The following is a 21271-nucleotide window of genomic DNA, read 5'->3' on the forward strand; positions in this document are numbered from 1 at the left end:
TTTGCAATCAATCACCGACACCATGACACAAGCATTTGAAGCCATGCCCAAGGCACTGGGCCATATCCGCGTTCTCGATCTGTCGCGCGTGCTGGCCGGCCCGTGGTGCTCGCAGAACCTGGCTGACCTGGGTGCCGATGTGATCAAGATCGAACGGCCCGGCGTGGGCGACGACACCCGCGCCTGGGGCCCGCCCTACGCCAAGGATGCCGATGGCAACGACACCACCGAAGCGGCCTACTACCTGGCCGCGAATCGGGGCAAGCGTTCCGTCACGGTCGATATCGCCAGCGCCGATGGACAAGCGCTGATCCGCGAACTTGTGCTGCACGCGGACGTGGTACTGGAAAATTACAAGGTCGGCCAGCTCAAGCGCTATGGTCTCGATTACGATGCGCTCAAGGCGATCAAGCCGGACCTGGTGTACTGCTCGGTCACCGGCTTTGGCCAGGACGGGCCATACGCCCACCGCGCCGGCTACGATTTTCTGATTCAGGGCATGGGCGGACTGATGTCCGTAACCGGTGAACGCGACGACCTGCCCGGCGGCGGCCCGCAGAAGGCCGGCGTGGCGCTGACCGACCTGATGACCGGCATGTACGCCACCGTCGCCGTGCTGGCTGCGCTGACGCACCGCGACCGCAGTGGCCAGGGCCAGCACATCGACATGGCCCTGCTCGACACCCAGGTGGCCATGCTGGCCAATGTGGGCAGCAACTACCTCAATAGCGGCAAGGCGCCCAAGCGCTGGGGCAATGCCCACGCCAACATCGTGCCCTACCAGACCTTTGCCTGTGCTGACGGCCATATCATTGTTGCGACCGGCAATGACGGGCAATACCAGAAGTTCGTGGAAGTGGGCGAACGTCCGGAACTGGCCACGGATGCGCGCTTTGCCACCAACCCGCAGCGCGTCAAGCATCGGGACGTGCTGGTACCGATCCTGGCCGAGATGGTCAGGACGCGCACGCGTGACCAGTGGATTGCGCAGCTGGAGGCGGTGGGCGTGCCCTGTGGCCCGATCAACGATATCGGCGAAGTATTCGACAATCCGCAAGTCAAGGCACGCGGCATCGCTGTCGAAATGGACCATCCGGCGGCCGGCAAGGTCAAGCTGGTACGCAGCCCCATGAAGCTGTCCGTCACGCCGGCCGAGGCAGCACTGCCGCCGCCACTGCTTGGCCAGCATACCGATGAAGTGCTGCGCGAGGTACTGGGCCGCAGCGAGGCGCAGATCGCCACGCTGCGCGCCAACGGCGTGCTATAAGGTTTTTGCAGCTTGCGCGGGACAGGCGTTCAATGTCAGCGCCTGCAGCACGTCTCCCTGGTCGGTCTGCACAAACGCGCTCACGCCCATTGTGTCGGGCGTGGCGCCCGGCGGCAGGGTCAACCAGCGCGCCAGAGACGCTTTGCCGTCCTTCCCCAGCACCGTTGGCGCCAGCCAGTCGCGCACCACAAATGCGTGTTTCAGGGTGCGGCCGCCGTTTTCTCCAGCCGTTACCTTGCTGGTAGCTGACTGCTGGATCAGCGCCACATGCAAGGCCGCGCCCGGCGGTCCCTGCGCGTCGATTCGCACGGGCAGACCGGCAGCCGCGGGCGCATCGAGCTTGATGGCGATGCCGGCGCGCGCCGGCATGGCGTTGATGCGGGCCACGGCCGCGTTCAAGCCACCTTCCCAGTTGCGCAGCTCTTTGCCGGCGACAAAAAACTCGGGCGTGTAGATGGTGCGCGTGTGCGCCAGATCGGACAGCCAGCGCTGCCGCTCAGTGAAGGCTTTGCGCGAGAACGGGTCCGTCCAGCCGATATAGTTCCAGTAATCGACATGCAGCGCCAGCAGAACGGCCTGGCCGGCATGCAGCCCGGCGCTGCGGCGGGAAGCAAGAAACGCATCGGCCGGCGGACAGCTGCTGCAGCCTTCCGACGTGTACAGCTCGACCAGCGCCACGGTCTGGGCGCCACTGGTGGCGCTGCAGCCAAGCGCCCACGCCGACTGTGCGGCCAGCGCAAGCGCGCCGCCCAATAACAATTTTTTCATTCGCGTCTCCCTGTCCTGACGATTGGTCGGCCGACAGCGCCAAACCTTACACCGGCGCGTCGAACCGGTAGCCAACGCCATACACCGATTGCAGACATTCCCCCAGCGCGGGCACGGCGGCCAGCTTGCGGCGAATATTTTTGATATGGGAATCGACCGTCCGGTCATTGATGTCGCGCTGGTCCTCGTGCGCCAGGTCGAGCAGCTGCTGGCGCGAATAGACGCGGCCCGCATGCTCGATCAACTCGGCCAGAATGCGAAACTCCACCGGCGTGAGAGGGAAAACAGCGCCGCCGTGCATGATCCGCAGGCCGCGCCGGTCGACCGCAAGTGGCGTCGCCGTAGCCGCATGCGCGGCCGACCGGCGCAAGTGCGCCCTGACCCGGGCCGCCACTTCGCGCGGACTGAAGGGTTTGCAGATGTAGTCATCGGCCCCGCTATCGAGCCCCAGCAGGCGGTCGACTTCATCGACCCGGGCGGTAATCATGATGATGGTCGCATCCGTAAAGGACCGCGCCTGGCGGCATACTTCCAGCCCATCGAGTCCCGGCAGCATCAGGTCAAGCAAAATCAGGTCGACCGCTTCCTGTCTTAGAAAGGCCAGCGCCTGGGCGCCATCGCCAATACGGCTGACGCGGTGACCATCGGCCTCGAGATAGTCGGCCAACAGGGCGGCAATCTTGACGTCGTCCTCCACCACCAGCACATGCCTTGCACTCATTGCTTGCCTCCTTCGAGTGGCAGGCGCAGTTCCATGCGCACGCCGCCCAGCTGCGACGGATAAGCGGCAAGGGTGCCGCCGTGGGCACTGGCCATCGCCTTGCAGATGGACAGCCCCAGTCCGCTGCCACCGCGCGCGCGCGAACGGGCCGCGTCAACCCGATACAGGCGCTCGAAGATCGCTTCGAGTGCTTCAACGGGCACGCCGGGTGCGCTGTCTTCGACGACCACGCTGGCCCAGGCGCCCTCGCCGCTCAGACTGACAGCAATCCGGCCACCGCTATCGGTATAGCGTACGCTGTTTTCCAACAGATTGACGAACAGCTGGGTGAGCCGGTGGGCATCGGCGCGGACCGGCATGGAGCGCGGCGCCAGCGCCACGTCAAGCGCCAGGCCAGCACCAGCGGCGCGTTCGCGATAGCGCGCCAGCAGCGGGGCCAGCAGCGCGCCCAGATCCACGCGCTGCCATTCAAATTGCAGCCCGCCGGCATCGGCCAGCGTCAGCTGGTGCAGGTCGTCCACCAGTTTATTCAGACGCAGTACTTCTGCATGCAGCGAGGCCAGGGCGCTGGTGTCGGCCGTGCGAATGCCATCGATCAGTGCTTCGATCTCGCCGCGGATGACGGTGAGTGGGGTACGCAGTTCGTGGGCCACATCGGCCAGCAGTTTGCGCCGGTCGCGTTCACTCGATTCGAGCGCCTGCGCCATCGCGTTGACGTGCAGCGCCAGCTCGGCCAGCTCGTCGCGCGACAGCAGCGGCGCCCGTGCCTCGAACTGGCCTTGCGCCAGGCGCGCGGTCACCTCGCGCAGGGCCGCCACGGGCCGCAGCAGATGGCGCGCCAGCCAGAATGCCAGCAAAACGGATACGAGCACCAATATGCACGCGACCAGCACGATATCGCGTACCTGCTCGCGCAGAAACAGCGACGCGGTGGCGTCCTCGCCGGCAGTGCGCACGAGGGGACGCAGGCGAATCGTGGCCACCGTCCTGCCATCGACGACGACCGCGCGCTCGATCGTGCGCGGCACCTCGCGCGGTCCGAACAGGGGTTCGCCATCGGCATCAAAAATGGACAGGCGCGGCGCGATGCCCATCGGGTCGCGCATGCCGGGCCGCTCGCGCATGTCACGGGGGCGTTCGTCAAAGCGCTCTGGTGCTGTGGGCAGGCGGCGCGCTGGAAGCCCGCCCTCGGCCTGCAATTGCGGCGTCATCTGCGCCAGCAGCTCGGTGATGGCGCGCGGGCGGTGCCGCAGCCAGTCGAAATTACCCTCGTCACGATAGCGCCTGGCGAGCAGGCTGCTCATCTGCTCGATGTCCTTGGCCTGCACCTGGTTCAGGTAGGCCACAAAGCCGCGCTGCAAATTGATGCTGGCGACCCAGGCCATCGTGCCGACGCAGAGGATCACAATGGCGATCACGGCCAGCGCGATCTTGCGCGCGATCGTCAGCCGCATGCTGCGCTCTGGTGGTTGCGTATCACGGCTGGCCTTTCCGCTCTAACGGTCAAGGCCCCATCATACCCGCCAAATGTGCAGCGAATGTGGATTCAGGCTGGCAGCGCCTGGGCAGGGGCCAGCGGCTCCAGGGCACGCAGGTGCAGCGCGATGGCCAGCGCCAGACCGAGCGCCAACGCCAGCAGCGCGACCACGCCAGGCCAGGCGCCCCTGCTCCAGACCACACCGGAAAGCGAGCCGATGACGCTCGAACCAACATAGTAAAAGAACAGATAAAGGGCCGATGCGAGCGCATTGGCACCGCGCGCGCGGCGCCCCACCCAGCTGCTGGCCACCGAATGCGAGGCGAAAAAACTGAAGGTAAACACGGCCATGCCAGCGACGATCAGTACCAGGGTATTCGACAGCGTCAGCAGCAGGCCCGCCAGCATGGAGGCAATGACCATCCACAGCACATTGCGCCGGCCAATGCGGTCAGCCAGGCGTCCGGCCCAGACAGCGCTGAACATGCCGATCAGGTACAGCACCGACAACAAGCCGACCGCGCTCTGGCCAATTGCAAAAGGGGCCGCCAGCAGGCGAAAGCCAATGTAGTTGTACAAGCTGACAAAAGCGCCCATCAGCAGGAAGGAGAACAGGAACAGCCAGCGCATGCCGCTGTCGCGCAAATGGCCGCGTGCGTCGTGCAGCAGCGCCAGCGCCCCGCCCTTCTGCACGGGCGCTGGATTGCCTGGCTCGGGCAGGCTGCGCCAGAATTCGAACGCCGCGTACATACCTGCCGCGCCGGCAGCCGCCATCGACCAGCGCCACGAAGCAAAATCGCTGATCAACGATGCCGCGACGCGGCCGACCATGCCACCCACGGCAGTGCCGCCGATGTACACGCCCATCGACAAGCCCAGCGAACCAGGTTCAATTTCGCGTCCCAGATACGCCATCGCCACCGCGGGCATGCCGCCCAGGGCAAAGCCAAGCAAGGCGCGCAGCACCAGCAACTGCAGGAAATTCTGGGCAAATGCGCACAGCAGGGCCAGCACGGCGGCCGCTGCCAGCGCGCCCGACATGAGACGTTTGGCGCCGATCCGGTCCGCGACCGGGCCGCTCAGCAGCAGTGCAATGGCCATGCACAGAGTCGAGATCGACAAGGTCCAGCTGCTCTGCGCCGGCGTCAGCGCGAACGCGTGGCCCAGAACCGGCATCAGGGGCTGGAGGCAGTACAGCAGGGCGAAAGCGGAAAAGCCGCCGTACAGCATGGCTTTGTTAATGCGCTTGAAGGCGGGGCTGCCGGCGGTGGCAGGGTGGTACATGGCGGATCCTTGGAGAGTGCTTATGCACATCGTATGATTGCGCATTAATACTGTCCAATATATATTTGTGCGACATTTAATATAAAAAATCGATTTATTATGGAATTACGCCACCTGCGCTACTTCATCGCTGTCGCCGAGGAATTGCACTTCACCCGTGCTGCCGAGCGCCTGCACATCGGCCAGCCGCCCTTGAGCCAGGCCATCCAGGCGCTGGAAGCGGACGTGGGCGCCCAACTATTCGAACGGACCAAACGCTCGGTGCGGCTGACTGGCGCCGGCCAGCTGTTCCTGGCAGACGCGCGCCGGATCCTGGCGCTGGCCGACGAAGCCACCGACACTGCACGGCGCGCACAGCGTGGCGAGGCGGGCGAACTGCGCATTGGTTTTACCTTTTCCACGCCCCTCACGCCCCTGTTTGCTACCGTGATCAACCGCTACCGGCGGCAGTATCCAGCCGTGAGCCTCAAGCTGCACGAGATGGCCACGCTGCCGCAGCTGGACGCACTGTCGCAGCGCACGCTCGACCTGGGCTTTGTGCGGCCGACGGAGACGGCGGCGCCGCCGGAAATCGTGTTCGATGCGCTGCGCGAGGATCCGCTGGTCGCGGTGTTGTCCACGGCGTCGCCGCTGGCACGCAGACGGCCGGTCGCCATGCACGAGCTGAAGGACATGCCGTTCGTGATGTATCCGCCCACGGCGGGGGTGGGGATCTATCCGCAGATTTTCAGGTTGTGCCGCGAGGCGGGTTTTACGCCAACCATCGGGCATGTGGCGGGGGAAGCATCGACCATCATTGGGCTGGTGGCGGCCGGGTGCGGAGTCTCGGTGCTGCCTTCCTCGTTCAACCGGATTCACATGGATGGGGTGTGCTATCGGCCCATTACCGACAGCGGTGCCACCACCACGCTGCTGCTGGCGCGGCGCAGTGATGAGAAGACCGCGCTAGTGGAGGCGTTTGTGGCGCTGGCGATGGCGGCGGCGAGTGAGTGAGTTTGCAGGGAGAGCTGAGGTGGTATGGGCACCCGCCTGCGCGAGTGCGATGGAGTGGCGGGCTACCACATCGCACTCGCGCAGGCGGGTGCCTATTCAACGCTTGCGCTGGCGTCAGCCGTAATCGGCATCCAGCTCCGAACCGGCATAGTTCTCCAGTTCCGCGAACAGGGTTTTCATGGCAGTGCGGGTCGGGATCTTTTGAATCACGGTGCAGTGGGTGCGATACGATTCGATCCGCTCGGCGATCACCGGCTGGTGCTGCGCCGGCACCTGGGCCAGCAGCGCCGCCCAACCGGCCTCGTAGTCCGGCTTGTTCTTGCGCACTGACTTGACCATGCGCTCGAACTCCTTTTGCCCGGTACGCGCGACAATGCGCCCGCCGCCTTCAATGGCCGAAATGATGGCCACCGCAATCACGCCTTCGGCATTGAGATCGGGATCGTTGATCGGCCCCGCGTAGTGATGGCGCCGCAGCCAGCCTGCCGCACGCACAATTGCCTGCACCTGCTTGCGCTGGGTGTGCTGCTGCTCGTATTTCTCGTAGCCGGCCCAGTTCTGGCCCGGATCGGCGTGGCAGATGTCGACAAACAGCTCCTTCAGGCGGCGCTGCAGGTAGACCGGGTCCTGGTCGTACTCGCCCACCAGCGAATCCTCGGGCAGCGCAGCAAGCTCGCGAATCAGGCGAAACCCCGCCTGGAACGCGTGCTCGGCGCCGTGCTCGATGAGGAAGTCGAGCGCGGCGTCATCGCCCTCGTGCAGCAGTTCGTGCTCCAGCCCGAGCGAAACCCCGCCCACGGTCAGGAACAGCGCCTTCTGAATGCCTTCGGCGGTTTTATCGTTGGTGAATTTTTCAGCCACCATGGCGGTGATACCGGCCAGTTCGTCGGCCAGGATGACGGCTTCATCTTCGACCGGGCGTGTGCCCAGCACGCGCAGCGCGCGCACCAGGCGAGGCAGGCGTTCTACAACGAGTGCTGGCAGCATGGCTGGTGCGGCCCCTGTCACGAGAAGATTCCGGTGCCAATGCTCTTGCGGGTGCCGCGCTTGGGCACCGCGCTGCGGGCCGACGGCACCTGCTTGCGCAGGCGGTACAGCAGCTCCTTGGTCGAGCGCTGCAGGAATTTGGGCTCTTCGTCCGGGTCGTCCGAGAATTCGGCGTCGGCCAGGTCGCCACTGTGGCGGAAATCGGGGAACAGCTCGAACAGGGCGCGGTCCCAGCCATCTTCACTGGCCTTGGCCAGTTCGATCGCCAGCGGCACGATGTCGCTGTCGGACGAGGTCTGGCCGGTGATGTACGGGCCTTTGGCCAGAATTTCGCCTGCCACTTCCAGAATCTCGCGCGGGGCCATCGAGAACAGGATGGCAAACGCGGTCGAGCCATGGTCGCTGGCCGAGGCTTCAGCGAGCAGTTCGTGGCGGCGTTCCACGTCGTCGGTGGAGAACACGATGCCATGCACGTGGGCGAACAGGGTTTCAGCCACGCGCTCGGGATCGTCCTCGATCATGTCGTCGGACCAGGTGGCGGCAAAGAAGGCCAGGCTGTCGGCCCAGGCCTTGGGCGGCACCAGCAGCGTGGCCAGCGAGGTTTTGCCGCCGTCAAAGCCGGACAGGTGCAGCGCGGTGACCTGGGGCGGCAACTGGCCCAGCACGTCGACCACGGCCAGGTCGCCATGCTGCTCGACCGCTTCGGAAAACGCCTGTTCGGCGTGGTGCAGCGAGCCGGCCAAAACCAGCTCGGTGACCTGCTTGTGCAATGCCGGGAGATTGGACTTGTCGCTCATTTACTCTCCTTCCTGGTCGAACATGTTGGCAAAGTCGTCGGACACGCCGTCTTCGTCGGCCACATCGTCGCCGTCATCGTTTTCGCCCAGCTGGTCGAAGGACTGGTCGTCTTCGTCCCACATGCGCGGGTGCTTGAACAGAAAAGCGGTGATGATGGCCTGGCGCGCCAGGTCGGGATGGTTCTCGGTCATGGCTGCATACATGGCCGCGGCCTCGCCTTCGCAGGCAGCCATGGCGAATACTTTGGACGGATTGCCGCCGTCGTATTCGGCAGCTTCCGCCAGCAAGCCCTTGGTATTACTGAAGGTGATGTGATCGACCAGGGCAAAGCTCATCATGTTGACGTCTTCGATGCCGCCGCCGTCGGCGTATTCGCCGATCAGGGCATCCTGCATCATCTGATAGTTCTTGCGGTTTGGCGGGTCGCCCAAAATGCCGTCGATCTGGCCGCCAAGTTCGCGCGACTGGTAGGCAAATTCGGGATGTACTTTTCTCATGTTCTGGTCCTGTTGGTGTTGCTTGTTCTGATTAGGCTGGCAAGGCCACGCCGTTCAACTGGAATACGGAGCGCCATAGCTCGAAGGCTTCGGCCTCGGCATCGAGGATGATGCGGTGGTTCACGCTCTGGTTGTATTCGTCGCGCTTGACCGGATCGGACAGGATTTCGTAGGCCTTGGTGATGCTCTTGAAGCGCACTTCGGCGCCTGGCGCGTCGTTGCGGTCAGGGTGGTAGCGCATGGCGAGCGAGCGGTAGATCTTCTTGATCTCGTCGTCGCTGGCATTGGGCGCCACTCCGAGGATAGCGTATAAATTTTCCACTAGGAAACTCCGGCGGCAGCCAAACTATAAAGCAGGATTATCCTATAGAACGCGGCTGGCTGGTAAAACCGCCAAACATCGTCCTCGCGAATGCGGGGACCCATAGCGCCTTGTCGCCGCCATCCGTTCAACTTCGGCCAGGTGCTATGGGTCCCCGCCTTCGCGAGGACGATGTGGTGGTGTGCTTGCTATGTGTTTATCGGTGGTTTTGGGCATCGCACTGTGCCTTGTACGGTAAAATGCCCGCAACCTGATCATTTCACGCCCTATTCCTTCATGAGCAACGATAAAAGCACTCCCGCGAACGCGCCCTCGTCGAATTTCCTGCGCGGCATCATCGAACACGACCTGGCGGCTGGCACCCACGTGCGCCCGGGTCTGCCGCAGGTCATCACCCGCTTCCCGCCCGAGCCGAACGGCTATCTGCACGTCGGCCACGCCAAGTCGATCTGCGTGAACTTTGGCCTGGCGCGCGACTTTGCCGGCCGCTGCCACCTGCGCTTTGACGATACCAACCCGGAAAAAGAAGACACCGAATACGTCGACACCATCATCGACTCGGTCAAGTGGCTCGGTTTCGACTGGAAGCAGAGCGACGCCGAACACCTGTACTACGCCAGCGACTACTTCGAGCAGCTGTACACCATGGCCGAGTACCTGATCGTCAACGGCCACGCCTATGTGGACAGCCAGAGCGCCGAAGACATGCAGAAAAACCGCGGCAATTTCGGCACGCCGGGCACCAACTCGCCCTTCCGCAGCCGCCCTGCCGAGGAATCGCTGGCGCTGTTCCGCGCCATGCGCGCCGGCCAGTTCAAGGATGGCGAGCATATCCTGCGCGCCAAGATCAGTGAAGACGCGATGGCGTCGCCGAATATGAACATGCGTGACCCGGCCATTTACCGGATCCGCCATGCGCACCACCACCGCACCGGCGACGCCTGGTGCATCTACCCGATGTACGACTACACCCATCCGATTTCAGATGCGCTGGAAAACATCACGCATTCCCTGTGCACGCTCGAATTCCAGGACCACCGCCCGTTCTACGACTGGCTGCTGGCCACCCTGACGCCAGGCGGCTTCTTTGCCCAGCCGGTGCCGCGCCAGTTTGAATTTGCGCGCCTGAACGTGACCTATGTGGTGACCAGCAAGCGCAAGCTGCGCCAGCTGGTGGACCAGGGCATTGTCAGCGGCTGGGACGATCCGCGCATGCCGACCATTGTGGGCCTGCGCCGGCGCGGCTATACGCCTGAATCGATCCAGCTGTTCTGCGACCGCATTGGCGTGTCCAAGGCCGACAGCTGGATCGACATGAGCATCCTGGAAGGCGCCTTGCGCGACGACCTCGATCCGAAGGCGCCGCGCGCCACGGCCGTGCTGCGTCCACTCAAGCTGATCATCGATAACTTCCCCGAAGGCGAAAGCGTCGAGTGCACCTCGCCGGTCCACCCGCACTTCCCGGAGCGGGGCGTGCGCACCTTCCCCATCACGCGCGAACTGTGGATCGAGCAGGACGACTTCATGGAAGTGCCGAGCAAGGGCTACTTCCGCTTCTTCCCGCCAAATGGCGACACCCCTGGCAGCCGGGTGCGCCTGCGCCACGGCTACGTGGTCGAATGCACCGGCTACGACAAGGATGCCAGCGGCGCCGTCACCGCCGTGCACGTGACCTATTTCGAGGACAGCAAATCGGGCACCGAAGGCTCGAACAACTACAAGGTCAAGGGCAATATCCACTGGGTCAGCGCCGCCACCGCGCTGGCGGCTGAAGTGCGCCTGTACGACCGCCTGTTCACCGAAGCGCAGCCCGACGCCGGCGGCAAGGATTTCCTGGCCGCGCTCAATCCAAACGCCCTGGAAGTGGTCAACGCCTACCTGGAGCCGGGCATGAGCGCGGCTGTGGCCGACCAGCGCTTCCAGTTCGAGCGGCACGGCTATTTCGTGGCCGACCGCATCGATTCGCAGCCAGGCAAACCGGTGTTCAACCGCGTCACCACGCTGAAAGATAGCTGGGCAAAATAACAGGCCCGCAGCGTCGCCTTGGCGCGACAAATCGCTCAAGCAATCCCGCTCCGGCTCACGCTGCAGCGGGATTTTTTGATTCCGCGCAATTCTTTCTGTTTGAAACCTATCAGTACCGATAGGTACTTTATTTGCCTCCCATGCGTTAACTTAGATCAAACCATGCATCGCCATTTGCGGCTACCGAAAGGATTGCAACGCGCAATGCGTACCCTACAATCACCTTTGAATCTGTTTTCGACCACGCGGCCGGTCATGTGGGTAGGTTTGCCGCTCTCGCTTGCCGTGGGCCTGGCCTTCTACTTCACCACCGCCAGTTCGATCGAGTCCGATTCGCGCCAGCGCTTCGCCGCCCACGCGCAAAATGCCAGCAACATCATCGTGGCGCGCATCAAGTCGTACACCGATGTCCTGCGCGGCACCGCCAGTATCTTTCAGACCAGTTACCCGCTCACGCGGCGCCAGTTCCATGGCTATGTCAGCGGCCTGCAACTGGAAAAATATTTCCCGGCCATTGAAGCGATCAGCTATGCCGAGTACGTGAAGGACGCCGACCGCGATGCCTTCGAACGACGCATGAATCAGGAGCTGACGACCGACAATGACATGACGCAGCCGTTCAAGATTCGGCCGCCCGGCCGGCGCGCCGAGTACAGCGTGCTGACCTATATCGAGCCGCTCGACAATGGCAACAAGGCGGCCGGCTTCGACCTGCAAGCCAATCCGCTCCAGCATGCCAACCAGATTGCGCTGCGCGATGGCGGCCAGCTGATTTCATCGGGCATGCCGATTGCCGCCATGGCCGGCCCGAACCGCACCGGACTGGGCATGCGCTTGCCCATCTATCTGCCGCATGCACCCACCAATACCATGCAGGAGCGGCGCGACGCCTTTGTCGGCTCGGTCGGGATTGCCTTCTCGGTCGACAAGCTGGTGCTGGGCGTGATCAACCAGATGCCGGTGCAGAATGTGCGCATGATGCTGGTCGATAACGCCGTCAGCATTGAAGGCAAGCGCGGCCGCGTGCTGTTCGACACGGCGCTGGAGGCACCGGCCGTGGAGCACTCCAGTCTGCTGCGCGGCGGGCGCTTTTCCACCACCCTGGCAATTGACTTCAACGGGCGCGCCTGGGATGCCGTGTTCAGCGTCGACGCGAGCGACCTGTACACCGGCTTTGAAGAATTCGTGCCCTGGCTGGCGTTGCTGGCCGGCTTTGTCAGCACCATGCTGCTGTACGCCCTGTTCCATGCCCTGACCTCCTCGCGCCGGCGCGCCATCAAGATGGCCAAGGGCATGACGCGCGAATTGCGCGAAAGCCAGGCCAAGCTGCAGCAGTCGCACCAGAACCTGCGCCGCCTGGCGGCCCACGCCGACCAGATCAAGGAAGGCGAGCGCAAGCGAATAGCGCGCGAAATTCATGACGACCTGGGCCAGAACCTGCTGGCCTTGCGCATCGAAGCAGACATGCTGGCCACCCGCACGCGCGAGCGCCACCCCCGCCTGCATCTGCGCGCGCGCTCGACCCTGTCGCAAATCGACGCCACCATCAAGAGCGTGCGCCAGATCATCAACGACTTGCGCCCGAACGTGCTCGACCTGGGCTTGTCGGCAGCGGTGGAATGGCAGATTGCCGAGTTCAAGCGGCGCACCGGCATTGCCTGCGAACTGATTGACGAACCCAAGGAAGTGCTGCTGGGCGACCATGCCGCCACTGCCTTCTTCCGCATCTTGCAAGAGTCACTGAGCAACATCGTGCGCCATGCGCATGCCACCAGCGTGCGCGTGGAGCTGCGCTCGAATGGCCGCCAGCTGACCATGACGGTGACGGACAACGGGATCGGCCTGGGCGCGCGCGAACGGGGCAAGGTTGGCTCGTTCGGGCTGGTGGGGATCGAGGAGCGTATCAGCATTCTCGGCGGCTCGTTTTCGATCAGCAGTACCGACGGGGAAGGCACAACAGTCTGCGTGTCCGTGCCCCTGCATGCCGAACCGCATCATGCGGTCACGCCCGGCCTGGGCTTGCATGACCGGCACGCCGCCACTGTCTGACACCTGCGCGTGTTGTCCTAAACAGACTCGGGATGATGCAGAAAGCATGCTGTCGGCGGACGCGCTATGCGCTAGGAATAAACCATTTTGTTTGTTGAGTTAAGTCAAAAAGACCAGGACGCACGGGCGCACCATCCTCATCTAGTAACGGGAATCAATGTAATTAGGAAAAATTTCCCACTAGAAATCAGGACGAGGAAATCCACCCGTACTGTCTCCACCGTCACAAAAACCAGGGATGCTTTATCACAACCACACTCTATAAAGAGGTTCAATCATGCTCAACAATTCCACCTTCCAAGCTATCGCCGCGCTCGACCTGGAGCCGATTAAAACCAAGCTCATGCACGTTGCGTCGGGCGAAGGCTGGAGCCAGGCACGGGCCGATGCGATCGAAACCGAATACCGCCGCTTTCTGTACCTGATGCACGCGTTTCCGCAGGAGGAAACCGCGCCAACTGTTGACGTGGACACGTTCTGGCACTATCACATTCTGGACACCATGAAATACGCCACCGATTGCGACCAGGTGTTCGGCTACTTCCTGCACCATTACCCCTACCTGGGCGTGCACGGCGAGAGCGATGCCGGCGCCGAACAGCGCGGTGGCGAACGCATGCGCGAATTGTATGAAGCGACCTTCGGCGAAGCGTATATTCGCGCTGAATCCTATGGCAGCGCCGCAGCGTATTGCATGATCCGTCCCGACCAGCAAGCCGACGCGGCGCAGGCAGCGTACTGCATGATCCGGCCTGACCAGCCAGCCGCCGCGGCGCAGGGCGCCAGTGCCGCGTATTGCATGATTCGCCCTGACGATGCGGCTGGCCAGAGCGCAAATGCGGCGTACTGCATGATTCGTCCTGACAGTGCGGCGGCCAAGGGCGCGAGCGCGGCCTATTGCATGATTCGCCCGGACAGTGTGGCTGCCAACGCTGCGGCGGCGGCATACTGCATGATTCGCCCAAGCACGGGCGCAGCCGCGAAGGCGCAGACAGCCTATTGCATGATCCGGCCTGGGAAGAAAGCAGCCAAGGGCGCTGAAGTGGCGTACTGCATGCTGCGACCGGGAAGCCAGAGCGCCGCGGACGCGCAAGCCGCGTATTGCATGATCAGGCAGGAAGACGCCGCAGCCGCCGGCGCCAGCGACGACGCTGCGCCGCGCGCCATGCTGGTCAGCAGCGCCGGCGTGCAGTGCGCCAATCAGGGTGGGCACACGGCAATGGCCGTGGCGGCATGAGGTAGATGCCCGGCTTCATGCTGGGCTGGGTGGCGCGTCCAGCAGGACGCGCCAGCGGGCACGGCGGCGCTGTGACTGGCAGCCGCCTGCCCCGAAGCTGCAGGGCTTAGCCGGCGGCGTTGAATGGCGTGATCGTCACGCCCATCAAGGATTTCAATTCCCGGATACTGAATTCGCTGACCTCGTGCATGCGCAGCAGAATCGTCGCGCCAATCGGCAAGGTGCGATGGCGAATCTTGCTGATCACGGGCGGCGCCACTTCCAGCGCGCGCGACAGCGCGGCATCATTCTTCAGATTCAAGCGTTCCATGATCGCATCGAGGACCTTGTTGGGGTCATAAGTCGGTTCGGTAGGCACGTGGCGGATCGTCGTCATGAGTCAATTCTTTCAAAAAATCACATTCCGCGGCAAATTCGCCCGCGGCGCTTACATACAGTAAAAAACGCGTCTATATCCCAGGATCGGCAGAACAAACTGTGGCCTCTGCGCGAACAGCAAGATCAACGACAGTCTTGTTGACATTTGCTCAAGCCGTGACATTTTCACACAAAATATCACGTTTTCGAAAATGTTTCTAGCGTGCGTGGTATTGCTGTAGCACTTGTCTCACTGGGGCGAGCATCCAGTCGAGGGCAATTCGGGCCGCTAGCTGCGAGTACGATGTGGGAATTAGATAGAATTGCACCAAAGCAGAAGTGGGCGAAGTTTCCATCCGCCAGCCGAGCTGACGGCGGATTTCTTCCGGCGGTGGCGGGGGACGGCGCGCCACTTCGCGCGCCAGCATGTAGGCGCGAACTTGTTCCTTGGTAGGTTGAATGATGCGGTGCGGCATATGGCGGGCTCTAGCACATGTCCATGCAAGTGTGACGACATGGCTCACGATACGGCCCGCTGCCGGGGCGCACTTGAGAAGACTCAAATGCGCGCGGGGAAGGAATTATTTCTTTTGGCTGGACAGGTAAATCGTCTTGGCATCCTGATGGGCCCGGTCAAGGTTGCGCAAGGCATCGTTCTCGTCATGCGCAACAAAAAACTCGGCATCTTGCGCCTTGACCACCAGCTTGATGGCGGCCGCATCGCTGAGATTGTATTTTTCGGTGATCAGGGTGGTGACCTCATCAAGATATTCTTCGTACGTCATGGCGTTCTCATGGTGCTGGGTTGGAAGCGTCATTTTACCAGCGCCATGGCGGCCACGGCAGGCACCAGATCCGGATAGCGCAGGCGCACGCCCAGCTCGGCCTTGATGCGGCCATTGCGCATGCGGCGCGACTCCGACATGAACGATAGCAGCATGGGCGAGACTTGCGCGGCCAGTTGCGCGCGCGCCACGCGCGGCGGGCGCGGCATGCCGAATGCATCAGCGACGGTGTCGAAATAATCGGCCATCTTCATGTGGGTATCGTCCACCGCATGATAAATCCGTCCAGGCCCGCCCCTGAACAAGGCCAGCGCCACAATGCGCGCCAGGTCGTCGGCATGAATGTGGTTGGTGTACACATCGTCCTGCGCCAGCAGCGCCGGCGTGCCCTGCTCCAGCCGTTTGAGCGGCAAGCGCTCGGGCGCATAGATGCCCGGCACGCGCAGGATGGCCAGATGGCCGCCGCGGCGCCGGGCCCAGGCGCGCAGCACCTGCTCGGCATCGACCCGGCGCCGGGCGCGCGCATTGTGCGGGGCCACCGGCCGCGTTTCATCGATCACGGCCCCACCGCAATCGCCATACACGCCACTGGTGCTGACATAAACCACACGCGCGCCCTCAGGTAGAATGGCGCTCAGATGGCGGGTGCGGCGGTCCAGCAAGCCCTCGGACTGGGGCGGCGCCAGATGCACCACCCGGTGCGCCAGCGCAGCCAGGCGCGCCAGCGTCTGTGGCTGGTCCAGGTCGGCCACGATCGGAATGGCCCCCGCCGCGCGCAACAGCGCACAGCGCGCCGGGTTGCTGGTGACGGCAAACACGCGAAAGCGCGCGCGCACCAGCGGCAGCAAGCGCATGCCGACATCACCGCAACCGAGAATCAGCAGGCGCGGACGCTTGCTCTTGTTATTGATTTGTTTCATAAGGATAGTATGAGTTTCCAGATCACTGTTCAGCCCAGCGGCCACCAATTTGCCTGCGACGCCGACGAAACCGTTCTCTCGGCCGCCATCCGCGCCGGCATCGGCCTGCCTTACGGCTGCAAGAATGGCGCCTGCGGCTCATGCAAGGGCAAGGTCGTCAGCGGCATGGTCGAGCACAAGGCACACCAGCAGCGCGCCCTGACGGACGATGAAAAAGCCGCCGGCTTCGCCCTGTTCTGCTGCGCCACCACCGGCGCCGACCTGGTGATCGAAGCGCGCGAAGTGGGCGGCAGCAGCGAGTATCCAGTCCGCAAAATGCCATCGCGGGTGGCCAGCATCGAAAAAGTCGCGCCGGACGTGGCCGTCATCACCCTGCAACTGCCGGCCAACGAAGTGCTTGCCTACCGGGCCGGACAGTATATCGAGTTTCTGCTGCGCGATGGCAAGCGCCGCAGTTACAGCATGGCCAGTGCGCCGAATCTGGATGGGCCGCTGACGCTGCACATCCGCTACATGGCAGGCGGCATGTTTACCGAACACGTCTTCAACACCATGAAAGAGCGCGACATCCTGCGCTTCGAAGGGCCGCACGGCAGCTTCTTTTTACGCGAAGAATCGGACAAGCCAATCGTGCTGCTGGCCTCGGGTACTGGCTTCGCCCCGATCAAGGCGCTGGTTGAGCACTTGATCCACCTGGGCTCGACGCGGCCCGTGCATTTGTACTGGGGCGGACGGCGCCCGCTCGACCTGTACATGCACACCCTGTGTGAAAGCTGGGCCGCCACGCTGCCGAACTTCCGCTACGTGCCGGTGATCTCGCACGCCTTCCCTGAAGACCACTGGACGGGCCGGACCGGCTTCGTGCATGCAGCGGTGATGGCCGACCTGCCCGACCTGTCCGGCTACCAGGTCTACGCCTGCGGCGCGCCGGTCGTGGTCGATAGCGCGCGGCGCGACTACGTGGCCCAGTGCGGCCTGCCGGCGGACGAATTCTACGCTGACGCCTTCACCAGCGAAGCCGACCTGCACACCTGAGCGTCCGCTCCCGGGCGCACAGCGCCCGCCTTCACAACGTGCCACATCTGCACCCCAGGTCGCAGAACACATCTCTGCCCAAAACTAACCGGGGTCAGACCTCAATACTGCAATTTTTTGGTGCCATAGCCGCAGCTTTGTTTGTGGTTTGTGGCCCGGACGCATCCGTCCTGCGACATCTGGTCCCGCAGGATACGAAAAGTATTGCAGAAACGAAGTTTGGGGCCATGTTGCAGTAATGAGGTCTGACCCCGATTGGGGACATACGCCGATACAGCAACATGTTGGTGTCTTCAGGTCGGGTTGTGTGGCGTTTTGTGGCCAGCGCGCACCGGTTCTTCGACGCCAGGTGATGCAGGCGACGAAAATCTTGCAAAAATGAGGTCTGACCCCGGTGGGGTTAGCGGCGTTTGACGGTGCTGGCGTCGAACTGGTCGCTGTTCTTGCCGGTGATGCCGGCGTAGAACTGCTGGATTTCGGCCATGTCGGCAGCGATGTCGCCAGTGGGCATGAACATGCGGCCGATGCCGCCGGTCTTGTGCTTGAAGTCGAGGTAGGCCAGCGCGATCGGCACACCGGCCCCATGCGCCATGTGGTAAAACCCGGTCTTCCAGTGCGTGACTTTGCCGCGCGTGCCTTCGGGCGCCACGATGATGGCCAGCCGCTCACGCGCGCTGAAGGCGGCAATCGTGTTCTGCACGGTATTGTTGGAGGCGCTGCGGTCAATCGCGATGCCGCCCAGCCAGCGCGAGAGCCAGCCAATCGGCCAGGTAAACAGGCTGGCCTTGGCCATCCAGTACACGCGCAAACGCAGCACGAAGCACAGCATGAGTGTGATCGGGAAATCCCAGTTGCTGGTGTGGGGAGCGGCAATCAGCACGAATTTTGGGTGCTGTTCAATTTCGTCCGGCGTCATGCCTTCGGTGCGCCAGCCGCTGGCACGCATGGCCAGCCCGGACAGCGCGCGCATCACGCGATTGACGATGGGTGTTTCAAATATGGTGTGGTGCATGGCGGAGCGGCCCGGCATGCCCACGCCCGGCAGGCGGACGCAACATCGGGCACAATAGCGGGTTGGTTCTCTAAAGCATCATTTTACCCCAGCGGCATCCCTGCCCCGAAAGTTCTTTATGTCCCTGATGTCGCCGTCCAACGGTGCGAGCGTGCTGCGCCACCGCAATTTCACGTTTTACCTGGGGGCGCGCCTGCTCGGCACGCTGGCGGTGCAGATGCAAAGCGTGGCCATCGGCTGGCAGGTGTACCAGATGACGGGCAGCCTGTTTGACCTGGGCCTGATCGGGCTGGCGCAATTTGCGCCCTTCCTGGTGCTGATCCTGCTGGCCGGCCACGTGGCGGACCGCTTTAACCGGCGCAATATCATCATTGCCTGCCTGGCAACCCAACTGGTGTGCGGGCTGCTCCTGCTGTGGTTCACCCATGCGGGGCTGTCGCAGGTGTGGCCGGTGTTCGCGATCCTGGTCCTGTTCGGCAGTGCGCGTGCCTTCATGATGCCAGCGACCCAGGCTGTGCTGCGCAATCTGGTGCCGACGGAAAGCTTCGGCGCCGCGGTCGCCCTCAGTTCTTCCGCCTTCCATGTGGCCGTGATTGCCGGCCCTGTTATCGGTGGCCTGCTGTATCTGGCCGGCCCGTCCACGGTGTATCTGGTGGCCACGGCTCTGCTGGTGCTGTCGGTGCTGCTGATGGCGCGCACGCGCGCCGCGCCGCAGGTGATCAGCACGGAACCGGCCACCTGGCACACGGTGCTCGAAGGCTTGCGTTTCGTGTGGTCGCGTCCCATCATGCTGGGCGCTATTTCGCTGGATTTGTTCGCGGTCCTGTTTGGCGGCGCCACTGCCTTACTGCCTGCTTATGCGCACGACGTGCTGCAGGTGGGCCCGACCGCGCTGGGCCTGCTGCGCACCGCGCCCGGTGCCGGCGCCGCCTTGTGCTCGGTACTACTGACCTTCTATCCGATCCAGCGCCGGGTCGGCGCGTGGATGTTTGGCGGGGTCGGCCTGTTCGGCCTGGCCACGGTGGTACTGGGGCTGACCGACAACTTGATCATCGCCCTGCTCGCCTTGCTGGTGCTGGGCGCGGGCGACATGGTCAGTGTGTATGTGCGCCATCTGCTGGTGCAGTTCGAGACCCCCGATGAAATCCGCGGCCGCGTCAGCGCGGTCAATGCCGTCTTCATCGGCGCCTCGAATGAACTGGGGGAATTCGAATCAGGACTGACAGCTGGCTGGCTGGGACTGGTGCGCGCGATTCTGTTTGGCGGTGTGGCCACGCTGGCGGTCACGGTGCTGTGGATGGTGCGCTTTCCGGTGCTCTCGCGCATGGACCGCTTCCCCCATCACGAGAAGGAATTGGCGGCGCAAACATAGCGGCGGGGGGCGTTCTTATTGAACCTGAACAAGATTTGCGAAAGGTGTAAGATAAAGCCGTGTGCGACGATGTCACCGGCTCCGGCAGGCCGCCTTTGCGCGCCCTTGCCGCACACGTAAGGCCGGAGTTGGATTTTTTTGAACAACCGGGAGTGAGCTTATGCAAATTAACATCAATACCGACAAAACGATCGAACGCCATCAAGGTCTGGACGACCATGTGCAAGCCGTGGTCTCAGCTGCGGTGCAACGTTTTGCGGACCACATCACTCGCGTCGAAGTTCACCTCAGCGACGAAAACAGCCAGAAATCCGTCGATGGCGGTAACCGTTGCCTGCTTGAAGCGCGCGTCACGGGTTACCAGCCAGTTGCGGTCAGCCATCACGACGTTGCCTTGCATGTCGCAATCAGCGGCGCGGCAGACAAGCTCAAGCGCGCAATCGAAAGCGCCCTGGGCCGTCTGCACGGCAAGACCAAGCATGCCACGCCCACCCTGGTGGACGAGCCAGACGAAGTGAACGAGTAAGCAGCACTTTCCTGGCGGCCGCAAGGGCTGCCAGGCGCCCTACCCGATGCCCAGTTGCTGCGCCAGGCTGCGCAGATAGGCCAGGCCTGCCACCGAGCGGCTGCCATACCAGGACATCATTTCCCCATCGACTAAAAAAACCGGTTTGCCGATCTGGCGCTCCAGCGCGTCGGCATGCGACTGCGTGAAACGGTAGGGCTCAGTTGACAGCAGTACCGCATCGATGCCCTCCACCAGTGCCGCATTCCATTGAAACACCGGATAGCGCGCCTCGCCCAGCGCCGGTGTGCGCCAGCCAATTTCCGCCAGCATGCGCGCAATATAGGTGTCGGCCGAGATGCTCATCCAGGGATCTTGCCAGATGCAGTACAGCACCGTGGCAGGCCGCCCTTTGGGCATGGCTTGCAGCAAGGCGTACTCGCGCTCGAATGCGGCGCACCAAGCGGCCGCGCGCGCTTCCACGCAGAAGATGCCCCCCAGCAGATGGGCCAGCGCCAGGTTGTCGCGCGGCGCCAGCGGATGGGTCACCACCAGATTGGGCACGAACTGCGCCAGCGCGTCCGCCGTGGGCTTTTCATTTTCATCGATATTGAGCACCACGTGCGTGGGCGCCAGCTTGCGAATTTTGTCGAGGTTCACGTCCTTGGTGCCGCCCACCTTGGCAATGTTGCGCACGACATCTGCAGGGTGGATGCAAAAGCCGGTGCGCCCCACCAATTGGGGCGCCAGGCCAAAGTCGCACAGCATTTCGGTGATCGATGGCACCAGCGACACGATGCGCGCAGCAGGCGCTGCGGCGTGGCGGGTACCTTGGGCGTCAGTAAAAGACATGGACAGGG

At 63.2% G+C, this 21271-nt stretch carries 21 protein-coding genes; 8 read left to right on the top strand and 13 right to left on the bottom strand.

The window, feature by feature from the left end; all coding sequences use genetic code 11:
• The first annotated feature begins 22 nt into the window (after positions 1-22).
• A complete protein-coding gene (locus tag BUC24_RS16205; protein ID WP_229448246.1) occupies positions 23-1267 on the top strand; it encodes a CaiB/BaiF CoA transferase family protein in 1245 nt (414 codons plus the stop codon).
• Here the strand turns inward: BUC24_RS16205 and BUC24_RS16210 are convergent.
• From BUC24_RS16210 to BUC24_RS16225, 4 genes are all read right to left on the bottom strand, one after another.
• Positions 1262-2035 carry a DUF1223 domain-containing protein gene (locus BUC24_RS16210; protein ID WP_073218339.1) on the bottom strand — a complete coding sequence of 258 codons (774 nt, stop codon included), beginning with the start codon at positions 2033-2035 and terminating at the stop codon, positions 1262-1264. The genes BUC24_RS16205 and BUC24_RS16210 overlap by 6 nt on opposite strands.
• Before the next feature lie 46 nt (positions 2036-2081).
• Positions 2082-2756 carry a response regulator gene (locus BUC24_RS16215; protein WP_073218342.1) on the bottom strand — a complete coding sequence of 225 codons (675 nt, stop codon included), beginning with the start codon at positions 2754-2756 and terminating at the stop codon, positions 2082-2084.
• Positions 2753-4210: an ATP-binding protein gene (locus BUC24_RS16220; protein WP_073218345.1), complete on the bottom strand. Its 1458-nt coding sequence runs from the start codon at positions 4208-4210 to the stop codon at positions 2753-2755. The genes BUC24_RS16215 and BUC24_RS16220 overlap by 4 nt, the downstream gene beginning before the upstream one ends.
• Positions 4211-4302: 92 nt before the next feature.
• Positions 4303-5517 carry an MFS transporter gene (locus tag BUC24_RS16225; protein ID WP_073218348.1) on the bottom strand — a complete coding sequence of 405 codons (1215 nt, stop codon included), beginning with the start codon at positions 5515-5517 and terminating at the stop codon, positions 4303-4305.
• A 99-nt stretch (positions 5518-5616) separates the two neighbouring features.
• On the opposite strand from BUC24_RS16225, the gene BUC24_RS16230 reads away from it, so the two are divergent.
• Positions 5617-6510, top strand: coding sequence for a LysR substrate-binding domain-containing protein (locus tag BUC24_RS16230; RefSeq protein WP_073218349.1), 894 nt, complete (start codon positions 5617-5619; stop codon positions 6508-6510).
• Between the two features lie 114 nt (positions 6511-6624).
• Here the strand turns inward: BUC24_RS16230 and BUC24_RS16235 are convergent, their stop codons facing one another.
• Genes BUC24_RS16235 through BUC24_RS16250 form a run of 4 tightly spaced genes read right to left on the bottom strand, consistent with a single transcriptional unit; the run spans position 6625 to position 9114 of the window.
• Positions 6625-7497 (bottom strand): hypothetical protein, encoded by an 873-nt coding sequence (locus tag BUC24_RS16235; protein ID WP_073218352.1) that lies wholly within the window; start codon positions 7495-7497, stop codon positions 6625-6627.
• Positions 7498-7514: 17 nt separating this feature from the next.
• On the bottom strand, positions 7515-8294 hold the full coding sequence (locus BUC24_RS16240) for a hypothetical protein (protein ID WP_073218355.1): 780 nt from the start codon (positions 8292-8294) through the stop codon (positions 7515-7517).
• On the bottom strand, positions 8295-8792 hold the full coding sequence (locus BUC24_RS16245; protein WP_073218358.1) for a hypothetical protein: 498 nt from the start codon (positions 8790-8792) through the stop codon (positions 8295-8297).
• Between the two features lie 31 nt (positions 8793-8823).
• Positions 8824-9114 carry a DnaJ domain-containing protein gene (locus BUC24_RS16250; protein ID WP_073218361.1) on the bottom strand — a complete coding sequence of 97 codons (291 nt, stop codon included), beginning with the start codon at positions 9112-9114 and terminating at the stop codon, positions 8824-8826.
• Positions 9115-9390: 276 nt separating this feature from the next.
• Here BUC24_RS16250 and BUC24_RS16255 point away from each other — a divergent pair, with 276 nt between their 5' ends.
• The 3 genes from BUC24_RS16255 (at position 9391) to BUC24_RS26675 (ending at position 14425) form a co-directional block, all read left to right on the top strand.
• Entirely contained in the window at positions 9391-11139 is a 1749-nt protein-coding gene (locus BUC24_RS16255; RefSeq protein WP_073218363.1) for a glutamine--tRNA ligase/YqeY domain fusion protein, read from the top strand.
• A gap of 204 nt (positions 11140-11343) precedes the next feature.
• Positions 11344-13188 (top strand): sensor histidine kinase, encoded by a 1845-nt coding sequence (locus BUC24_RS16260; protein ID WP_229448248.1) that lies wholly within the window; start codon positions 11344-11346, stop codon positions 13186-13188.
• Positions 13189-13465: 277 nt separating this feature from the next.
• A complete protein-coding gene (locus BUC24_RS26675) occupies positions 13466-14425 on the top strand; it encodes a glycine-rich domain-containing protein (protein WP_143167546.1) in 960 nt (319 codons plus the stop codon).
• Positions 14426-14531: 106 nt separating this feature from the next.
• Here BUC24_RS26675 and BUC24_RS16270 read toward each other — a convergent pair whose 3' ends face one another.
• From BUC24_RS16270 to BUC24_RS16285, 3 genes are all read right to left on the bottom strand, one after another.
• On the bottom strand, positions 14532-14801 hold the full coding sequence (locus BUC24_RS16270) for a hypothetical protein (RefSeq protein WP_073218366.1): 270 nt from the start codon (positions 14799-14801) through the stop codon (positions 14532-14534).
• A 562-nt stretch (positions 14802-15363) separates the two neighbouring features.
• Positions 15364-15567, bottom strand: a complete 204-nt coding sequence (locus BUC24_RS16280) for a hypothetical protein (RefSeq protein ID WP_073218369.1) — start codon at positions 15565-15567, stop codon at positions 15364-15366.
• A 29-nt stretch (positions 15568-15596) separates the two neighbouring features.
• Complete coding sequence (locus BUC24_RS16285) at positions 15597-16487, bottom strand: SDR family oxidoreductase (protein WP_073218372.1); 891 nt, start codon at positions 16485-16487, stop codon at positions 15597-15599.
• Positions 16488-16496: 9 nt separating this feature from the next.
• Here BUC24_RS16285 and BUC24_RS16290 point away from each other — a divergent pair, with 9 nt between their 5' ends.
• Positions 16497-17522: a CDP-6-deoxy-delta-3,4-glucoseen reductase gene (locus BUC24_RS16290; protein WP_073218375.1), complete on the top strand. Its 1026-nt coding sequence runs from the start codon at positions 16497-16499 to the stop codon at positions 17520-17522.
• 400 nt (positions 17523-17922) lie between these two features.
• Here the strand turns inward: BUC24_RS16290 and BUC24_RS16295 are convergent, their stop codons facing one another.
• Positions 17923-18534, bottom strand: coding sequence for a lysophospholipid acyltransferase family protein (locus tag BUC24_RS16295; RefSeq protein ID WP_073220238.1), 612 nt, complete (start codon positions 18532-18534; stop codon positions 17923-17925).
• Between the two features lie 118 nt (positions 18535-18652).
• On the opposite strand from BUC24_RS16295, the gene BUC24_RS16300 reads away from it, so the two are divergent.
• Both BUC24_RS16300 and BUC24_RS16305 read left to right on the top strand, forming a co-directional pair.
• On the top strand, positions 18653-19906 hold the full coding sequence (locus BUC24_RS16300) for an MFS transporter (RefSeq protein ID WP_073218378.1): 1254 nt from the start codon (positions 18653-18655) through the stop codon (positions 19904-19906).
• 160 nt (positions 19907-20066) lie between these two features.
• Positions 20067-20432, top strand: a complete 366-nt coding sequence (locus BUC24_RS16305; protein WP_073218381.1) for an HPF/RaiA family ribosome-associated protein — start codon at positions 20067-20069, stop codon at positions 20430-20432.
• 39 nt (positions 20433-20471) lie between these two features.
• Here BUC24_RS16305 and BUC24_RS16310 read toward each other — a convergent pair whose 3' ends face one another.
• Positions 20472-21263 (bottom strand): helical backbone metal receptor, encoded by a 792-nt coding sequence (locus BUC24_RS16310; protein WP_073218384.1) that lies wholly within the window; start codon positions 21261-21263, stop codon positions 20472-20474.
• Positions 21264-21271: the final 8 nt, after the last annotated feature.

Source organism: Massilia sp. CF038, from assembly GCF_900129765.1.
GTDB lineage: Bacteria > Pseudomonadota > Gammaproteobacteria > Burkholderiales > Burkholderiaceae_D > Telluria_A.